Source organism: Herbidospora galbida, from assembly GCF_005233835.1.
Lineage (GTDB): Bacteria > Actinomycetota > Actinomycetes > Streptosporangiales > Streptosporangiaceae > Herbidospora > Herbidospora galbida.
The window spans coordinates 153815-170218 of the sequence record NZ_SZQA01000016.1 but is presented as its reverse complement, the minus strand read 5'-3'; the positions used below and the strand labels follow the sequence as shown (position 1 = coordinate 170218).

At 70.7% G+C, this 16404-nt stretch carries 18 protein-coding genes; 6 read left to right on the top strand and 12 right to left on the bottom strand.

Annotated elements, in window-relative coordinates:
- Positions 1-191 precede the first annotated feature (191 nt).
- Positions 192-1007: a hypothetical protein gene (locus FDA94_RS18340; protein ID WP_137248280.1), complete on the bottom strand. Its 816-nt coding sequence runs from the start codon at positions 1005-1007 to the stop codon at positions 192-194.
- A 23-nt stretch (positions 1008-1030) separates the two neighbouring features.
- Entirely contained in the window at positions 1031-1534 is a 504-nt protein-coding gene (locus tag FDA94_RS39275; protein WP_170991004.1) for a SigE family RNA polymerase sigma factor, read from the bottom strand.
- Between the two features lie 102 nt (positions 1535-1636).
- Between FDA94_RS39275 and FDA94_RS39270 the strand changes: the two genes are divergently transcribed.
- Positions 1637-2248 carry a hypothetical protein gene (locus FDA94_RS39270; RefSeq protein ID WP_170991003.1) on the top strand — a complete coding sequence of 204 codons (612 nt, stop codon included), beginning with the start codon at positions 1637-1639 and terminating at the stop codon, positions 2246-2248.
- Between the two features lie 3 nt (positions 2249-2251).
- Here FDA94_RS39270 and FDA94_RS18325 read toward each other — a convergent pair whose 3' ends face one another.
- Both FDA94_RS18325 and FDA94_RS18320 read right to left on the bottom strand, forming a co-directional pair.
- Entirely contained in the window at positions 2252-3667 is a 1416-nt protein-coding gene (locus tag FDA94_RS18325) for an ATP-binding protein (RefSeq protein ID WP_137248277.1), read from the bottom strand.
- Positions 3664-5322, bottom strand: coding sequence for an NAD(P)/FAD-dependent oxidoreductase (locus tag FDA94_RS18320; RefSeq protein ID WP_137248276.1), 1659 nt, complete (start codon positions 5320-5322; stop codon positions 3664-3666). Before FDA94_RS18320 ends, FDA94_RS18325 begins: the two co-directional genes overlap by 4 nt.
- 100 nt (positions 5323-5422) lie before the next feature.
- Here FDA94_RS18320 and FDA94_RS18315 point away from each other — a divergent pair, with 100 nt between their 5' ends.
- Positions 5423-6619 (top strand): thioredoxin family protein, encoded by a 1197-nt coding sequence (locus FDA94_RS18315; protein WP_137248275.1) that lies wholly within the window; start codon positions 5423-5425, stop codon positions 6617-6619.
- Between the two features lie 21 nt (positions 6620-6640).
- On the opposite strand, the gene FDA94_RS18310 is transcribed toward FDA94_RS18315, so the two are convergent.
- Genes FDA94_RS18310 through FDA94_RS18295 form a run of 4 tightly spaced genes read right to left on the bottom strand, consistent with a single transcriptional unit; the run spans position 6641 to position 8647 of the window.
- Positions 6641-7012 carry a hypothetical protein gene (locus FDA94_RS18310; RefSeq protein WP_137248274.1) on the bottom strand — a complete coding sequence of 124 codons (372 nt, stop codon included), beginning with the start codon at positions 7010-7012 and terminating at the stop codon, positions 6641-6643.
- 16 nt (positions 7013-7028) lie between these two features.
- Positions 7029-7397: a roadblock/LC7 domain-containing protein gene (locus tag FDA94_RS18305; protein ID WP_030455947.1), complete on the bottom strand. Its 369-nt coding sequence runs from the start codon at positions 7395-7397 to the stop codon at positions 7029-7031.
- 41 nt (positions 7398-7438) lie between these two features.
- Complete coding sequence (locus tag FDA94_RS18300) at positions 7439-8272, bottom strand: transcriptional regulator (RefSeq protein ID WP_137248273.1); 834 nt, start codon at positions 8270-8272, stop codon at positions 7439-7441.
- Positions 8273-8275: 3 nt separating this feature from the next.
- Positions 8276-8647 carry a roadblock/LC7 domain-containing protein gene (locus FDA94_RS18295; RefSeq protein WP_137248272.1) on the bottom strand — a complete coding sequence of 124 codons (372 nt, stop codon included), beginning with the start codon at positions 8645-8647 and terminating at the stop codon, positions 8276-8278.
- A 170-nt stretch (positions 8648-8817) separates the two neighbouring features.
- Here FDA94_RS18295 and FDA94_RS18290 point away from each other — a divergent pair, with 170 nt between their 5' ends.
- Positions 8818-9303, top strand: coding sequence for a 2-thiouracil desulfurase family protein (locus FDA94_RS18290; RefSeq protein WP_137248271.1), 486 nt, complete (start codon positions 8818-8820; stop codon positions 9301-9303).
- On the opposite strand, the gene FDA94_RS18285 is transcribed toward FDA94_RS18290, so the two are convergent.
- On the bottom strand, positions 9293-10150 hold the full coding sequence (locus tag FDA94_RS18285) for an NAD(P)-dependent oxidoreductase (RefSeq protein WP_137248270.1): 858 nt from the start codon (positions 10148-10150) through the stop codon (positions 9293-9295). The two genes, FDA94_RS18290 and FDA94_RS18285, sit on opposite strands and share 11 nt — an antisense overlap.
- A 96-nt stretch (positions 10151-10246) precedes the next feature.
- Here FDA94_RS18285 and FDA94_RS18280 point away from each other — a divergent pair, with 96 nt between their 5' ends.
- Positions 10247-10597, top strand: a complete 351-nt coding sequence (locus tag FDA94_RS18280; protein ID WP_137248295.1) for a winged helix-turn-helix transcriptional regulator — start codon at positions 10247-10249, stop codon at positions 10595-10597.
- Here the strand turns inward: FDA94_RS18280 and FDA94_RS18275 are convergent.
- On the bottom strand, positions 10578-11792 hold the full coding sequence (locus tag FDA94_RS18275) for a DUF4032 domain-containing protein (protein ID WP_212735377.1): 1215 nt from the start codon (positions 11790-11792) through the stop codon (positions 10578-10580). The two genes, FDA94_RS18280 and FDA94_RS18275, sit on opposite strands and share 20 nt — an antisense overlap.
- A gap of 91 nt (positions 11793-11883) precedes the next feature.
- On the opposite strand from FDA94_RS18275, the gene FDA94_RS18270 reads away from it, so the two are divergent.
- On the top strand, positions 11884-13461 hold the full coding sequence (locus FDA94_RS18270) for a DUF885 domain-containing protein (RefSeq protein WP_137248269.1): 1578 nt from the start codon (positions 11884-11886) through the stop codon (positions 13459-13461).
- A 32-nt stretch (positions 13462-13493) separates the two neighbouring features.
- Complete coding sequence (locus tag FDA94_RS18265) at positions 13494-14687, top strand: pyridoxal phosphate-dependent aminotransferase (RefSeq protein WP_137248268.1); 1194 nt, start codon at positions 13494-13496, stop codon at positions 14685-14687.
- 48 nt (positions 14688-14735) lie between these two features.
- Here the strand turns inward: FDA94_RS18265 and FDA94_RS18260 are convergent, their stop codons facing one another.
- Together FDA94_RS18260 and FDA94_RS18255 are read right to left on the bottom strand one after the other, a co-directional pair.
- Positions 14736-15605, bottom strand: coding sequence for a hypothetical protein (locus tag FDA94_RS18260; protein WP_137248267.1), 870 nt, complete (start codon positions 15603-15605; stop codon positions 14736-14738).
- Positions 15606-15677: 72 nt separating this feature from the next.
- Positions 15678-16307 (bottom strand): class II aldolase/adducin family protein, encoded by a 630-nt coding sequence (locus FDA94_RS18255; protein ID WP_137248266.1) that lies wholly within the window; start codon positions 16305-16307, stop codon positions 15678-15680.
- Between the last annotated feature and the right edge of the window lie 97 nt (positions 16308-16404).

The window sequence follows — 16404 nt, the reverse complement described above, 5'->3', positions numbered from 1 at the left end:
GGCTCCCGCACCGGCGGAGCGCGCGGACGAGGGCCTGCCGTGGGGCTGGGCGGCCGGCGGCGTGGCCGTGGGAGCGGTGGCGGTCTTCCTGGCCGGGCGGTTCCGGCGGCGGGGACCGGTGCCGCCGTCGGCCGGCGACCAGGAGGACACGTTCGTCATCTCCCGGAGCTGACCGGCGCCGGCACCTCAGGTCACGGCTTCACGGGCGGCTTCACGGGCGACTTCACGGGCGACTTCACGGGCGACGCGGTGTCGACGGGCTTGGACACCTCGCCGGCGTGCTTGTCCCTGGGCTCGGCCGAGATCTGGTTCTGAGGCGGGGCCTCGACCGTCACGGGCGTGCCGAAGTCGCTGAACTCCAGCACGTTCGTGTGGCCCTCACTGGCGAAGGTCACCTCCAGGCGCCTGATCCGGTCCTGGTCGTCGACGTCGACCAGGCCGGAGATCTTGTCGGGCAGGGTGAAGGCGAACCGGGTGCCGGTCCACCCGTTCCCGGTCGCCGGGCCCTGCTCGGTCACCTCGGTCGCCGCGCGCAGTTTGCGCAGCGCCGCGGGCGGGTCGAGCGGCATCAGCTTCACCAGCCCGACGGCGGCCGGCGCGTTCGCCAGCTCGTCGTCGGGGCGCGGCCCGGCGAACCACGTCGTCTCGCCGGGGTCCTTCCCGTACACCGTGTCGCCGACGAACCGGGTCTCGGCGCCGTCGTTCCTGACGATGACCCCCACCCGCCGCTCGGGGTCGAAGGCCCCGGTGAAGGTCTTGTCCCCGGACACCGTGTCGATCCGGTAGCTCTCCGACGAGGTCGCGTCGACCGCCGCCGCCACCTGGGCGTCGGCCGACGGCGTCGTCCCCGGCAGCACCAGGACCACCGCCGTCGCGGCCGCCGCCGCGGCGGCGGCGAGCGGGAGCCACATCCGCCGCGGACGGCGGGCGACCGGCAGGACCCGGACGCCCGGCGGGCGGTCGGCGCTGGCCTCGGCCAGCAGGGTGCGCAGTTCGTTCTCCGGCATGAAAGTCTCCTCGTGTCGATCGTTCACCGGAGCACACTCCCTTCGTCCTCGGTCCGGTTGACCAGCCGCCGCATCGCCTTCAGGCCCCTGTGCACGTGCGCTTTGACGCTCCCCACCGAGCACCCCATGAGCCCGGCCACCTCCGCCTCCGGGAGGTCGGCGAAGAACCGCAGCACCAGCGCGGTCCGCTGCCGCGCCGGCAGCCGCCGTAACGCCGCCCGCACCTCCTCGGCCACCGCCCGCCCCTCCGACAGGTCGCCGGAAGCGGCCGTGTCGGGCAGTTCGGCCCGGGGGATCTCCCGCCGCCACCGGGCCCGCCACCACGACCGATGCGTGTTGACCATGATCTTGCGCAGGTAAGCGTCCGGCCCGGTCGTGGTGTCGAGCCGGTCCCACACCGCCAGGAGCTTCCCGAGCGAGGTCTGCACGAGATCCTCGGCCGCGTGCCAGTCGCCGGTGAGCAGCACGGCGGTCCTCAGGTGGTGGTCGCCCCGGCGGCGGACGAAGTCCGCGAAATCCGCATCCACCCGCGCTCCCTTCGTTTCTCCGGTTGTCTGCCGGGGACACGCCGCGGGACCGCCCCCGGGTTGACACGGGAACCTTCCGGCCCGGACGCGGGTATCAGGGACATGATCCGAAGACTCGCGGTGCTGCTGGGCGTCCTGTCCCTGCTGTACGTGCCGCTCCCGGCCGCCGCCGGAGGGTTCGCGTCCACCGAGTTCGACCCCATCCCCGAGATCCGGCCCGGCGTCGCCCACACGATCGGCTACTGGGTGCTGGCCCTGGGCACCGAGCCCATCAGGGACGAGGCGTTCGGCGACACCACGCTCCGCTTCAGCCGTAACGGGGAGAGGTACGACTTCACGGGCGTCCGGCTCGCCGAGCCCTCCCACTACGCCACCTCGATCATCCTGCCCGCGGGGGAGTGGAAGGTCGAGGGGCTGCTCGGCTACTACGGGCACGACGACATCGGCACGCTGACCGTCCCGGGCGGCCTGGAGCTCTCGCCGCCGGAGTACGACCCGATGCGGGTGGCGGACATGCCCGACCCGTGGGGCGCGATCAAACCGCCGGGCCACCCGTGGGGCACCCCGTTCCGGCCGGTGCCGGGGGTCACCCCCATCCCGAAGGCGGCCGCCCCGCCGGAGACGCGACCGGCCTGGCCCTACGCGCTGGGCGGGCTCACCGTGGCCGCCGGAGGCCTGGTGCTGCTGCTGCGGCCGAAGCGGCCTGCCGGCTGAACCTCAGGAGTCTTCCAGGGGCAGCAGCACGCGGAAGTTGGTGCGTCCCGGCCGGGAGTCGACCCGGATGTCGCCGTGGTGCTTCTTCACCACGATCCGGTAGGAGATGTCGAGGCCCAGCCCGGTCCCCTCGCCGACCGCCTTGGTGGTGAAGAAGGGCTCGAAGATGTGCGGCCGGACCTCCGGGGGGATGCCGTGCCCGGTGTCCTCTATGTCGACCGCCACGTTCTCGCCGTCGCGGCACGTCGAGATCGTCAGCGTGCCGGAGCCCTCCATGGCGCCGATCGCGTTGTCGATCAGGTTGGTCCACACCTGGTTCAGCTCGGCCGCGTAGGCCGGGATGGGCGGCAGCGTGCGGTCGTAGTTCCTGACCAGGCGCACCCCTTCGGGGATCTTCGCCTGGAGCATGGTCAGCGTCGCGTCGAGCAGGTCGTGCACGTCGACGGTCTGGTGCGGGGCGCGGTCGAGCTGGGAGTACTGCTTGGCGGCCGAGACCAGGCCCGAGATGCGGGAGACGGCGTCGTCGATCTCACCCATCAGGAGCTCGGTGTCGATCGTGTACGTCAGCCACCGGATCGCCCCCTCGAGGTTCCCCTCGCCGACGCACGAGTCGACGATCTCCAGCCACTCGGCGTCGATCCCGCCGGCGACCAGGGTGGACGCGATGTCCCACGACCCGGCGATGTCGTGGTCGTCGAGCCAGTCCTCCAGGGCGCTCTCGGCGTCGGAGGTCTGCAGGGCGCTCAGTTCGGGGGCCGAGGCGGCCCGCTTGACCGCGATCTCCTGGAGCTCGACGAGCTTGTGCAGCCGCCCGCCGTCGATCTTGCCGTCGGCGATCATGCCCAGCTTGTGGCGCATCCCGGCGACCCGTTCCCGCAGGATCGAGGTGGCCCGGACCGCCGCGGCGGCGGGGTTGTTCAGCTCGTGGGTGAGGCCGGCCGACAGGGCGCCGAGGGCGAGCAGGCGCTCGCGCTCCCCGACCACGGTCTGCGTGGTCTGCATGCCGACGAACAGGCCCTCCAGCAGGTGCATCGCCATCGGGAACCACGACCGGGTCCACTCGGCGAAGGAGTCGGCGGGGATCTCGTAGATGGTCACGTCGGTCAGCGCGAGCATCGAGTTGTTGTAGGTCTGTTCGTCCCGTTTGCCCATGTAGGCCTGGGTCGCCCCGCCGTAGGCGCCGCGCTGGTCGCTGCGGAGGAACTCGACGTCGTCGCCGCGCACGCGCCGGCTCAGGGTGATCGTGCCTTCGAGGAGGACCATGAAACACGTCGCGGGCAGCCCCTCCTCGTACACGAGCGTGCCGGCCGGATAACGGACGACGACGCCGCAGTCGGCGATCAGCCGGAGCTGGTCGTCGTTGAGGGACTCGAAGAGGAACAGGCCGCGGAGGTCGTCCGGGGTCAGAAGGTCGCTCATTGCGCCTCCAGATAACGATGGATGAGGGAGACGGCCATGGCGCCCTCGCCCACTGCGGAGGCGACGCGTTTGACCGATTCGGAGCGCACGTCGCCCGCCGCGAAGACGCCGGGCATGCTGCTCTCCAGGTGATAGGGGTCGCGCGGCAGGGCCCATCCGGCGGGGCGCTGCCCGCCGCTCAGCAGGTCGGGCCCGGTCAGCACGAAGCCGTGCCGGTCGCGTTCGACGACGGAGTCGAGCCAGGCCGTGCGGGGCTCGGCGCCGATGAAGATGAAGCACCAGGTCGTCTCGGCGGTCCGGATCTGGTTCGTACGGGTGTCGCGCAGCGTCAGCCGTTCGAGGTGCTCGTCGCCCTCCGCCTGGCAGATCTCCGTGTAGGGGTGGACCTGGATCGTCGGGTGGGCGGCGATCTGCTTGATCAGGTAGCTCGACATCGACCGTTCGAGGCTGTCGCCGCGGATCAGGATGTGCACGCGGGCGGCGTACCGGGAGAAGTAGACCGCCGCCTGGCCGGCCGAGTTGGCGCCGCCGACGATGTAGACGTCCTGGTCGAGGCACGAAGGGGCCTCGGTGGAGGCCGAGCCGTAGAAGACGCCCCGGCCGGTGAAGCCCTCCAGACCGGGGGCCCGCAGCATCCGGTAGGAGACGCCGGTCGCCAGCACCACGGTGTGGGCGGCGATCGAGGTGCCGTCGTCGAAGCGCAGCACCCGGGTCGACCCGCCCGCCTCCAGCGCGACCGCCTCGCGGGCGCTGAGCAGTTCGGTGCCGAACTTCAGGGCCTGCCTGCGGGCCCGCTCGGTCAGCTGCGCGCCGCTCACCCCGTCGGGGAAGCCCAGGTAGTTCTCGATGCGGCTGCTCTGCCCGGCCTGGCCGCCGGTGGCCCGCTGCTCGATCAGGACGGTACGCAGCCCCTCGGACGCCCCGTAGACCGCCGCGCCCAGCCCCGCCGGGCCCGCGCCCACGACCACCAGGTCGTAGAAGTCGCTGGCCGGCGTGGTCGTCAGGCCCACATGGGGGGCCAGGTCGATCTCCGACGGCTGCACCAGCGACTTGCCGTCGGGGGTCACCACCAGGGGCACGTCGTTCTCGGTCAGCCCGGCGGCGGTCAGCAGGCGGCGCCCCTCGGGGTCGTCGGCCAGCAGCCACCGGTAGGACACCAGGTTCCGGGCCAGGAAGTCGCGCACGGCGTACGACTCGGCCGACCACCGGTGCCCGACGACGCGGATCTCGGTCACCGGACGGTCGGGGGTGGCGATCCAGGCGTCGAGCAGGGCGTCGATGACCGGGTAGAGCTTCTCCTCCGGCGGGTTCCACGGCTTGAGCAGATAGTGGTCGACGTCGACCAGGTTGATCGCGTCGATGGCCGCTTCCGTGTCGGCATAGGCGGTCAAAAGAATACGTCTGGCCAGCGGAAAGAGGTCCATGGCCGCTTCGAGGAACTGGATGCCGTTCATCTGCGGCATCCGGTAGTCGGCCACCAGGACGGCGACCTGCTCCCCGCGCAGCTTGATCTCCCGCAACGCCTCCAGGGCCGCCTCTCCAGAGTCGGCCCGCACGATGCGGTAACGGTCGCCGTAGCGCCGTCGCAGGTCACGGGAGACCGCGCGGGACACCGCGGGGTCGTCGTCCACCGTCAGGATCGCCGGATTCGCCATATGCCCCATAAAAACACGCTCGGAGGGTCATTGCTTCCAACGTACCTTCCAAGGCGTTTGGTAAGGGCGCTGACCTGGGGATTCTTCGCGAATGGAGCGTGTGCTGAGATTCCCTGAGACGGCCTTGCCGGGCGAGGTCCACTTCGTCGTGGTCGGTGATCGACCGGCCGGGCAGATGATGGGGGAGTTCCGGCCCACGGGAGAGATCCCCGTCCCCGGCGACGTCGAGCTGGCCTACGTGGCCGCGACGACCGAACGTCTGGGCGAGGTGCCCGAGGTGACGGGCCTGCGGCTGAGCGGCGTCTGCGACGACGACCTGCGGCTGATCGCCAAGCGGTCGGCGCTACGCGACCTGGCGGTGACCGGGAAGTTCACCGACGAGGGGGTGCGCGCGATTCAGGGCCTCACCACGCTCGAAAGCCTGGAGCTCTGGTCGCCCAACATCACCGGCGACGTGCCGCTGCCGGAGAACAGCCCGCTGATCAAGGTGAAGCTCGGCGGGGCCTCGATCACCGACGCCGCGTTCGGTCACATCGCCCGCACCTCGGCCGCGGTGGTCGGCGTCTCCGGGGGTGAGGTACGCGGCCACGGCCTCGGCGCCCTCGGCGGCATGACGGGGCTGCGCTACCTGCGGCTGGGCACCGAGAACATGGAGAAGGGCTGCCTGTGGCGGCTCGGGTCGACCGAGTCGCTGGCCATCCTGTCGCTGGCCGGGCCGGTCGACTGCGAGGCGGTGCTGTCGTTCGCGCCGCCGCTGAAGGAGATCGACCTCGACGAGGTCTCCCGGTCCGACTGCGCCCGCCTGCTGTTCCACGGCCTGGCCGTCAACGGCCTGTCGGGCCCGCCGAGGCTGGCGGACGCGTACGCGCGGATGCTCACCGGCCCCGACCGGCCGAGCCGGGTCGCGCCCCGGCGCCGGATCGTCACCGGGGAGCGCGACCTCGCCTCACTGATCATGGGGCCGGCTCCGGTGCTCCTCACCTTCACCGGAACCGACTGCCTGGCCAGCGAGTGGATCACTCCCGTGATCGACCGCATCGTCGCCGAGTACGACGACGAGCTGATCGGCGCCGTCGTCGACGTCGAGACCGCGATCGGCGCGGCCGCCTCGGTCGGCGTCGACCGGACCCCGACCGTGCTGCTCACCCGCAAGGGCGAGGAACTGCTGCGGCTGCCCGGGATCAGGTCGCACGCCGAGCTGATCCGCCGGGTGACGGGCATCCTCGGGCTGCCCATGCCGGGCGAGAAGCTGTTCCCGGCACAGGAGAACCGTGAGCCGCTCCTGGGCTCCGCCTGAGCGGCTCACGCCGGTACGCGATCAGATCTCCAGCTTGTCCTCGATGGCCCGCAGGTGGTGCCGGGCCATCGCCAGGTTGGCCCGGCCGCGGTCGAGGGCGAGGTAGAGGAACAGGCCCTTGCCGCCCCGGCCGGTGATCGGGCGGATGATGTGGTACTGGCCGGACAGGGTGATGAGGATGTCCTCGATCGCGTCCTTCAGGCCCAGGCTGTCCATCGTGCGGAGCTTGGCCTTCACGACCTCGGTGTTGCCGGCTCCGGCGATCTGCAGGTCGAGGTCTTTCGACCCGCCCAGCACGCCGAGGCTCATGCCGCTGTTGTAGTCGACCACGGCGGCGCCGATAGCGCCGTCGATCGCCATCATCTCCTTGAGGGAGATGTCCATGTTCGCCATGTCGGGTCTTCTCCTGTCATTCGCGTTCGACGATGGCGGCGATCTTCGCCGCCGTCTTCCTGCCCTCGATCCGCAGCAGCCCGAGGTTGGCCCCCGGTACGGCCAGCACGGTGAGGACGAGTTTGGGACCCGCGGCGTAGTGGGCGGTGAAGCCGCGGGTGGCGGAGATCAGGGTCTCCTCGAGTTCGCCGATCCTGGTCAGGTCGGTCATGCGGCGGCTCATCGAGAGCACGGCCGAGGTGAGCGCCGCGGTCTGGTCGACGTTCTCCGCCAGGTCGGCCGAGACGAGCATGCCGTCGACGGTGCAGGTGAGGACGCCGGTGATCTCGTTCGTGCGACCTCGGAGGAGCAGCATCTCCTCGTGAATTTCACGGCGCAGATCCATCGGGATGCCCCTTCCGGCCCGTTTGAGCCACGGGCGGGTGATCACTGGAAGGCCTCCAGCGCGTTCCGCAGCCTGATGAGCAGATTCACGTCCGTCGGGTCTCCGCTGATCTGGGGATAGGACGACTGCGCCCGTCGGCCCTCCCCGCCTCCGGCCGGCGCCCGGGGGACCGGACCCGCCACGCGCTTGGGGAGGTCCGGGGGTTTCTCCCGCGGCGGCGGCTCGGGACACTCCAGGAGACCCGCCGCGGCCATCTCGCGGACCGCGAGGAGCGTCGTGTACGCCGGCCGCCCGATCCGTTTCGCCAGCTCGATGGGCGTGGTCTCGGCGTCCGCGTTGAGCAGGATCTCCCACTGGAGCGCGGTCAGCATCACGTGCCGCGATCGGATGCGCCGCACCGGCACCACCGGGCGGCTGTCGAGTTCGGCCGATGGCCAGGCGCGGTCCAACCGGGCCCTCCTGCGGTGACATTCCCGGAAGAGGCCCGGCACGTCGAAGAACCAGTGGATCCCCAGCCAGTGCCGGTCGCCCTCGCGGAACTTGGGCTTCGGCACGGTCGCGCCGAACAGGAAGAAGGAGGCGTCCAGGGTCGCCCCGAGAACGCACAGCTGCAGTTCGCCACGGCTGAGCACACCGCGCCGGACCAGCATGTCGCCGCCGTCGGCGGTGGCCGCCGCCGTCTGGCGGGCGGTCCGCACCCCGGTGAGGGTGAGCCGGCCGGAGGCCGTCAGCAGTTCCTCGACGCTCGGGGTCCGCGCGCACTCCACGTAACAGACCCGGCCCCTGCTCAGATAGACGGTGCCGCTCCGGCCCGCTTTCAGGACGCCGGTCGCCCTGCGCTCCGCCAGTTCGGAGAGCATCTCGTCGATCGGCACCGGTCACGACGCGATCAGTTCGTGGGAGATGCTGTCGAGGCGCCGCCGCGCCAGGGCCAGGTTCGCCCGGTCGCGGTCGAGCCGCACGCAGATCAGCAACGGGCCGTCCCACATCGTCTCCATCGGCTTGATGAGCTGGTAGCCGTGGTCCGTGGTGATGATCAGATCGTCTATTCGGACCGTTCCATCGGGGGATGACAGGGCCAGCCCGTCGAGCGTGGCGCGGAAGGTCTCGCTCAGCCCGATCGCCGACCGCTCCGGGTCGGGCAGGCCCTCCATCGCGAGCGCCGTCCCGCTGGTGTGGTCGACCAGGATGGCGCCGAGCGCTCCCGGGATGGCCATCGCCTCGGACAGGCAGTCTTCGATGCCGATCACCCGCTACTCCTCATCCGGTTACCCCCGCCAAGTGGTGGGTTCAAACCTTAGAGAAATCGGAGAATCACTCAGTGAAACACCATGTGGTGGTTTGTTTCCTGACATAAAGACTTTGTCAGTGGAAGGAGGAACCTGATACCCGGTGCAAACCGTGCGGCACAATTGACGAGGTGGAACGCATTCTCGTCAGCGCCTGCCTGATGGGCCGCCGGGTCCGCTACGACGGCGGGGCCAAGACCAGCGACGACGCCATCCTCGCAGGCTGGCGGGCCGAAGGACGGCTGGTCCCGTTCTGCCCCGAGGTCGAGGGCGGCCTCCCGGTGCCGCGCCCTCCGGCCGAGATCGAGGGCGGGGCGGGCGGCGCGGCGGTGCTCGCCGGAGCGGCCCGCATCCTCACCCCCGACGGGAATGACGTGACCGCGCACTTCCTCGAAGGCGCCCGCCAGTGCCTCGCGGTCGCCCGGTCGTTCGGCGTCCGGATCGCCGTGCTCAAGGAGGGCAGCCCGTCGTGCGGCTCCCTGCGCGTCTACGACGGCGGCTTCCGCGGCCGGACGCTGCCCGGCGCGGGCGTGACGACGGCCCTCCTGGTCGCCAACGGCATCGAGGTCTTCGGCGAGGACCGCATCGCCGACGCGGCCGCCCGGCTCAGCGGATGAGCAACTCGATCACCCCCGTCGTGCCCTCGTCGGCGTGGCCGTCGGCGAGGCGGCGTTCCATCAGTGCCGTGAACGGGATCAGCAGCTCGGCGCTGACCCGCTGCTCCTCGGCCGTGCGCAGCAGCGTCGCATTGCCCTCGACCATCATGGCGAGGTTGGAGACCACGCCCTCGGTGTAGTCGCCGCTCTCCAGCTGGCCGGCGATCTCGTACGCGGCGGGCGCCATGGCGGTGAGCCATTCGACGAGCAGCGGGGCGAAGTCCTTCGGCGCGAGGTCCTCCCCGCGGAGCAGTGCGAAGGCGTGGGAGACCCCGGCGAACATCCCGGTCATCGCGCTCAGCAGCGCCACGTCGTGGAGAGCGGCGAAGCCGGGGTCCGTGCCGACGTACCGGGCGCCGGCCGGCACGGCCAGCGCGTCGTGCCGGGCGTCGAAGAGGGCGCGGGACCCGCTGTAGAGGACGTAACCCCCCGATTCCGGCACGCCGATCATCGGCGGGACCGCCATGATCCCGCCGTCGAGGAAGCGGGCGCCCCGGCTCTCGGCCCATTCGGCGCGGGCGCGGGCCTGGGCGGGTGTGCCGGTGGTGAGGTTGACCAGGTCCTTGCCCGTCAGGTCGACGCCGGCCAGGGCCTCGCCGACCGAGGCGTCGTCGAGCAGGCAGACGACCACGAGGTCACCCGCGGCCACCGCCTCGGCGGCCGTCGCGGCGACAGCGGCGCCCTCGGCCGCGAGCGGCGCGGCCCGGCCGGCGGTACGGTTCCAGACAGTCAGCGGATATCCGGCGGCGAGCCACGCGCGGGCGAGCGCGGTCCCCATGGCGCCGAGCCCGAGAAGTGTGAGTTCCATGCCGGTCAGACTGGTCGCCGGCCCCGGGGCGCTCAAGTACGCACTTCAAGGTGCGTGCTCACCTCGGGGTAAGTGAGCAGGCGGGGAGGGTGGGGCGTGGTGGTCGCGCGGAGGCCGGGGTCGTACGAATGCGGGATCGACGCGGCGATGGACGTGATCGGCGGCAAGTGGAAGGTGCTCATCCTCTGGGCGCTCGACGAACGGGCCCGCCGCTTCGGCGAGCTGCGCAGGCTGCTGCCGGGGGTGACCGAGAAGGTGCTCGCCTCCCACCTGCGGGAGCTGGAGGCCGACGGCATCGTGCACCGCGAGGTGTTCGACGAGGTCCCGCCCCGCGTCGAATACTCGCTGACACCCCTCGGCGCCTCGCTCAACGGGGCACTGGAACCGCTCGGCGCCTGGGGCCGCGAACACGTTCTCGGCGCGGAGGTCAGAGCTCCGCGCCGATGATGGCCTTCTCGTCGGGGCGGTGGACCAGGACGTTGTCGATGTAGCTGCGGACCGCCGCCTCCAGGCCGACGTCCTTGCCGGCCGCCTCCGACAGGAACCAGCGGTGCTCCAGCACCTCGTGGTAGAGCTGGGCGCGTTCGAGCTTGCGGTGCAGCTCCGGCGGGATCGCGTTTATCACCGGCTGGTAGACCTCGGCCAGCCACCGGTGGGCCACTATCGCCTCGTCCTCGTGGCGCAGGCCGTGGGTGACGGTGAAGGAGTCGAGGTCGTTGAGCAGGCGGCGGGCCTGGTTCTCCTCGACGTCCAGGCCGGTCAGGCGCAGGAGGCGGCGCTGGTGGTGGCCGGCGTCGACGACCTTGGGGCGCACGATCAGGCGGCCGGTGCCGGCCTTGCGGCGGACCATCATCTCGGCCACGTCGAAGCCGAGGGTGTTGAGGCGGCGGATGCGCTGGTCGACCTTGTGCCAGTCGACCTCCTCGATGATCTCGTCGGAGTTGAGCTCGTCCCACAGGCGGTGGTAGCGCTCGACGATCTGCTCGGCGAAGACCAGCGGGTCGATCGACGGGTGCAGCAGGTCGCCGGCCTCCAGGTCGAGGAGTTCGCCGTAGATGTTGATGTGGGCGACCTCGATGTCGTGGTGGCGCTGGCCCTCGCTGATCATCGGGTGGAGCTCGCCGGTCTCGGCGTCGACCAGGTAGGCGGCGAACGCGCCAGCGTCGCGGCGGAACAGGGTGTTCGACAGCGAGCAGTCGCCCCAGTAGAAGCCGGTCAGGTGCAGCCGGACGATCAGCACGGCCAGGGCGTCGAGCAGCCGCTCCAGGGTCTCCGGGCGCAGCGCGCCCGACAGGACCGCCCGGTACGGCAGGGAGTACTGCAGGTGGCTGGTGATGAGGGCCGAGTCGAGGCGCTCGCCGGTCTTGCTCTCGCGGCCGGTCACCACGGCCACCGGTTCGACCGAGGGGGTGTCGAGCCGGTTGAGGTCCCAGAGCAGGCGGTATTCACGCTTGGCGTACCGCTCGCTGATCTCCTTGATGGCGTACACGGTGCCGTTGATGCGGGTGAACCGGACGACGTGGCGGGAGATGCCCCGGGGGAGGGCGACCAGGCGGTGCTCGGGCCACTCTTCGAGGGGGACGTCCCAGGGGAGCCGGATGAGATCGGGATCCGAAGGGGCGCCGGTCATCTGAAGTGGCACCTGGTTGCTCCTACTTTGGGGGGACCTATGCGATTAAGTGTCGCGGATGTCAGTCATCTGTGGCGACCGGGGTCGGGGGTAGGGTCGCCGCATGACGCTGCTGGACGAGTTCGTCGACTGGTACCTCAAGGACAATCCGGTGCGAGCGACCCTGCTCGGGGCCCCCGGATTCGACCGCACTCTGGGCGACTTCAGCGAAGAGGGGTTCATCCGCCGCGAGCGCACCGCGGAGCTGTGGCTCGACCGCCTCTCCAACGCCGATCCCGGGCCCTCGCTCGACGACCGGATCGACCTCGAACTCGCCCTGTCCTACCTGCACGGCGAGGTGCTCACCGCCCGCTGGCCCGAGTGGCGGCGGGCCCCGGCGCCCTACCTCGACGCGATCTTCGCGGCCATGTTCACCCCGTTCCAGCAGCGGCTCTCTCCGGAACCCGACCTCGTCGAGGCGGCCATCGCGCGGCTGGGCGAGGTGCCCGCCGTGCTGGCCGCCTGCCGCGCCAACCTGTCGCCCGACCTCGCCGCCGAACTCCTGGTCACCCGGGGGCTGGGGCAGGCGCGTACCGGCCGCAGGTTCCTGACCGAGACGCTGCCCGCGCAGGTCGCCGATCCCGCGCTGCGCGCGCGCCTGGCGGCGGCGGCCGAACCGGCCGCGCAGGCCTTCGACGAACTGGTCGCCTTCCTGGAGAACTTCACCGCCGGCGGCACCTGGCGGATGGGTGAGGAGCTCTACTCGGGCCTGCTGCGCGAACGCGAGCTGCTCGGCTACGGCGCCGCCGAGCTGCACGCCAAGGGCGTCGCCGAATGGGAGGCGCTCAACGCCCGCATGAACGAGGTGGCCGGCAAGCTCGGCTTCGACGCCTGGCGTCCCGCCATGGAGTCGCTGATGAACGACCACCCGCCCACCCTCGAAGCCATGCGCGCCGAGTACGAGGCCGAGACCGAACGCGCCCGGCGCTACGTGCGCGACCGCGACCTGGTCACCTTCCCGGCGGGCGAACACTGCCAGGTGCTCCCGTCGCCGGAGTTCCAGCGGCCCATCATCGCGGTCGCCAACTACCTGGCGCCCCCGCCGCTGAGCACCGCCCGCGAGGGGGTGTTCTTCGTTCCGTACACCCCCGACGACTTCACCGAAGAACAGGTCAGGCAGCGGCTGCGCACCAACTCGCGGCCGCAGATGCCCTCGATCGCCGTCCACGAGGCCTACCCCGGGCACCACTGGCACCTGGCCCACATCGGCGAGAGCTCCCGGCGGATCCGCAAGGTGTTCCGGACGCCCTACTTCGTCGAGGGCTGGGGCCTCTACGTCGAGAAGCTCATGTGGGAGCAGGGCTACTACGACACCCCCGAGACCGAGCTGGCCCACCTCGACTGCCGCATCTGGCGGGCCGCCCGCATCGTCGTCGACACCGCCCTGCACTGCGGCGAGATGTCGATCGACGAGGCCGAGACCTACATGGCCACCAAGGCGTCGCTGTCGCCCGGCACCGCCAAGGGCGAGGTGAACCGCTACTGCGCCTGGCCGACCCAGGCGCCCAGCTACCTGACCGGCGCGATCGAGATCGAGAAGATCAGAGACGAGTACACCGGCGACCTGAAGAGCTTCCACGACCGCATCGCCGGGAGCGGCGGCCTGCCCCTCGGGCTGGCCCGCAAAGCCGCGCTCGGCTGAACGCGGCGGCGGCGTGGCGCGTACCCTCCGGCGTGACAGCATCCGTAGACCTCGCGTTGCTGCGGAGCGACGCGCACAGCCCGTCCTACTTCGCCCTGCGGCGCGGCGCCGCAGGTGACGACCTGGTCGACTTCTGCATCCCGTGCAATCCGTACTTCCCGACCACGGCGATGTTCGACGACCTGCGGGCCAACCTGGTCGACGTGCTCAAGTACTACCCGAGCGACGCCGAGACGATCACCAAGGAGCTGTGCGCCACCCTCGATCTGAACCCCTCCACGATCGCGATGGGCAACGGCTCGACCGAGCTGATCACCTGGCTCGACCACCTGCTGGTGCGCGAGAGCCTGGCCGTGCCGGTGCCCACCTTCGGCCGCTGGACCGACCAGCCGCTGGAGACCGGCAAGCGCTGCGACATGTTCCCGCTGCTGGAGTCGCAGCGCTTCCGGCTCGACGTGGAGAGCTACATCAGGTTCATCCGCGAACGCGGGTCGCGGGTGGCGGTGATCTGCAACCCGAACAACCCTGACGGCGGCTACCTGCCCCGCCACGAGGTGGTGCGGATGCTCGACCGGCTGACCGACCTCGACCTGATCGTGGTCGACGAGTCGTTCATCGAGTTCGTCGACGCCGAGCCGTCGGCCAGCGTCGCCGACGAGGCGGTGATCCGGCCCAACGTGGTGGTGCTGAAGAGCCTCGGCAAGAACTTCGGCCTGCACGGCGTCCGGTTCGGCTACCTGGTGGCCAACCCGCAGATCGCCGGGCTGGTCCGGCGCGTGCTGCCGAAGTGGAACCTCAACTCCTTCGCCGAGGTCGTGGTCTTCATGCTGAAGGCCCACATGAACGAATACCGGCACAGCCTGCGGCTGGTCGCCCACGACCGGGAGATGATGATCCGCCAGCTCGCCTCCCTCACGGGCCTGACCGTCTTCCCGTCCCAGGGCAACTTCGTGCTGTGCAAGCTGCCGGAGGGCCGCGACGGCCGCGAACTGCGCGACTACCTGATCCGCGAACACGGCGTCTACATCCGCGAGTGCGGCAACAAACTGGGCTTCAACAGCCGCTTCCTGCGCCTGGTCGTACGCCCCCACGCCGACGTCCAGCGCCTCCTCGCCGGCATGTACGCCTACCTCTGCGCCGAGGAGGAACCCCCGCGCAGGGGCCGGAGACGGGCCCCGGAGATCGAGCCCGCCCCGATCTACCGGCTGCCGGGAAGCGTGGCGTGACGGGACGCGCGGCGCGGGGGGAGCGGGGGGACCCGCCCGGGCGGTGCGCTAGTTGACGCAGCCCTGGACCGCGTTCGCCGGGAAGCAGTTGTCGGGGTTGTTGTCGCGGACGCCGGTGCGGTGCAGGGTCACGACGCCGCCGGGCAGCACCAGGACGCCGCCGCCCGCGCCGATCGACTTGTTCAGCCGGACCCAGGTGTTGTCGAGCGAGGTGGTGCCCGCGCTGGCGATGCCGGCGCCGGTCTGGGAGGCGCTCAGGTTGCCGTTGACGACGCTGCGGACGACCTTCGAGGTGCGGCCCGTGGCGGTGAAGATGCCGGCGCCCTGGGCGTTGAGCGCGTTGCCGGCGACCGTGCTGTCGATGAGGTGCAGGTCGCCGTTGTTGTGGATGCCGGCGCCGGTGCCGGCCAGGGCCAGGTTGGTGGTGAAGATCGAGTTGCGGACCGTGGCGCGGCCGGAGTTGTAGAGGCCCGCGCCGTTGCCGAGCTGGGCGAAGTTGCCGGCCACCGTGACCCGCCGCAGATGAAGCTTGCCGGCGTTCCTGATGCCGGCGCCGTCGCCGATGCCGAGCAGGCCGTTCATGACGAACACGTCCTCGACGGTCAGGTCGCCGGTGAGGGCCACGTCCAGGACGCGGAACGGGCCGGCCGTCGAGGCGCGCTTGATCGAGCTGTTCAGGCCCTTCAGCGTGACCCGGCCGGTGATCGTCGGCAGCGGTGAGGTCAGGTTGTAGGAGCAGCTCGGCGCCAGTTTGAGCACCGCCGTGTTCGCGTTGGCCGCGGTGATGGAGTTGTGCAGCGCGCTGATGCTGCACGGAACCTTGATCGTGTTGATCGGGTTCGGCGCGGCGGCGGCCGGCGTCTGGGCGGCCGTGACCGCGACTCCGGCGGCGATCGCGGCATTGACGAGCAACCTCATCGTGTCCCCCTATTGGCGAGAAGATCCCGAGGTCATTCGACCAATGGGCATCCCGGCTCGAAGGGGCGACGATCAGGCGTTTCCCGAACCCTTACTCGCCCTTGCGATCACCGCGACCAGTTCGTCTTCGGTGAGGACGCGCGGCGTGCCGACGCCGAGGGCCCGTACGTACACCTCGCACAGCCATTCGAGCAGCCGGGTCGCCTCGAACGCCTCCTCCAGCGTGCGGCCGATCGACACGCTGCCGTGGTTGGCCATCAGCGCGGCCTGCTTCCCCTCCAGGGCGCGGACGACGTTGGCGGCGAGTTCGGGGGTGCCGTAGGTGGCGTACTCGGCGACCCGGACCGCGCCGCCCAGCAGCAGGGCGTTGTAGTGGATCGGCGGGAGTTCGGTCAGGGTGGAGGCCACCACGGTGCCGAACACGGCATGGGTATGGACCACCGCCCCGGCGCCGGTCGCCCTGTAGAGGGACAGGTGCATCGGGGTCTCCGACGAGGGCGCGCGCGATCCGGCGACGACCTCGCCGTCGAGGGTCAGGACCGGGCAGTCGTCGGGGGTCAGCGCGTCGAGGGCCACGCCCGACGGGGTGACCGTGACCAGGTCGCCGGCGCGCACGCTGAGGTTTCCCGAGGTGCCGATGACCAGGCCGAGGGAGGCGGCGCGGCGACCATAGCGGCACAACTCCTCTTGGAGCTCCTTCATGGCGATCACATTATCTGGCAGCCGGTCTATACCAGTAGCCCCTATATAGGGCATAAGATGCGGTAAAGCTCGGATGTAAAGAGGGGATCGTCCCATG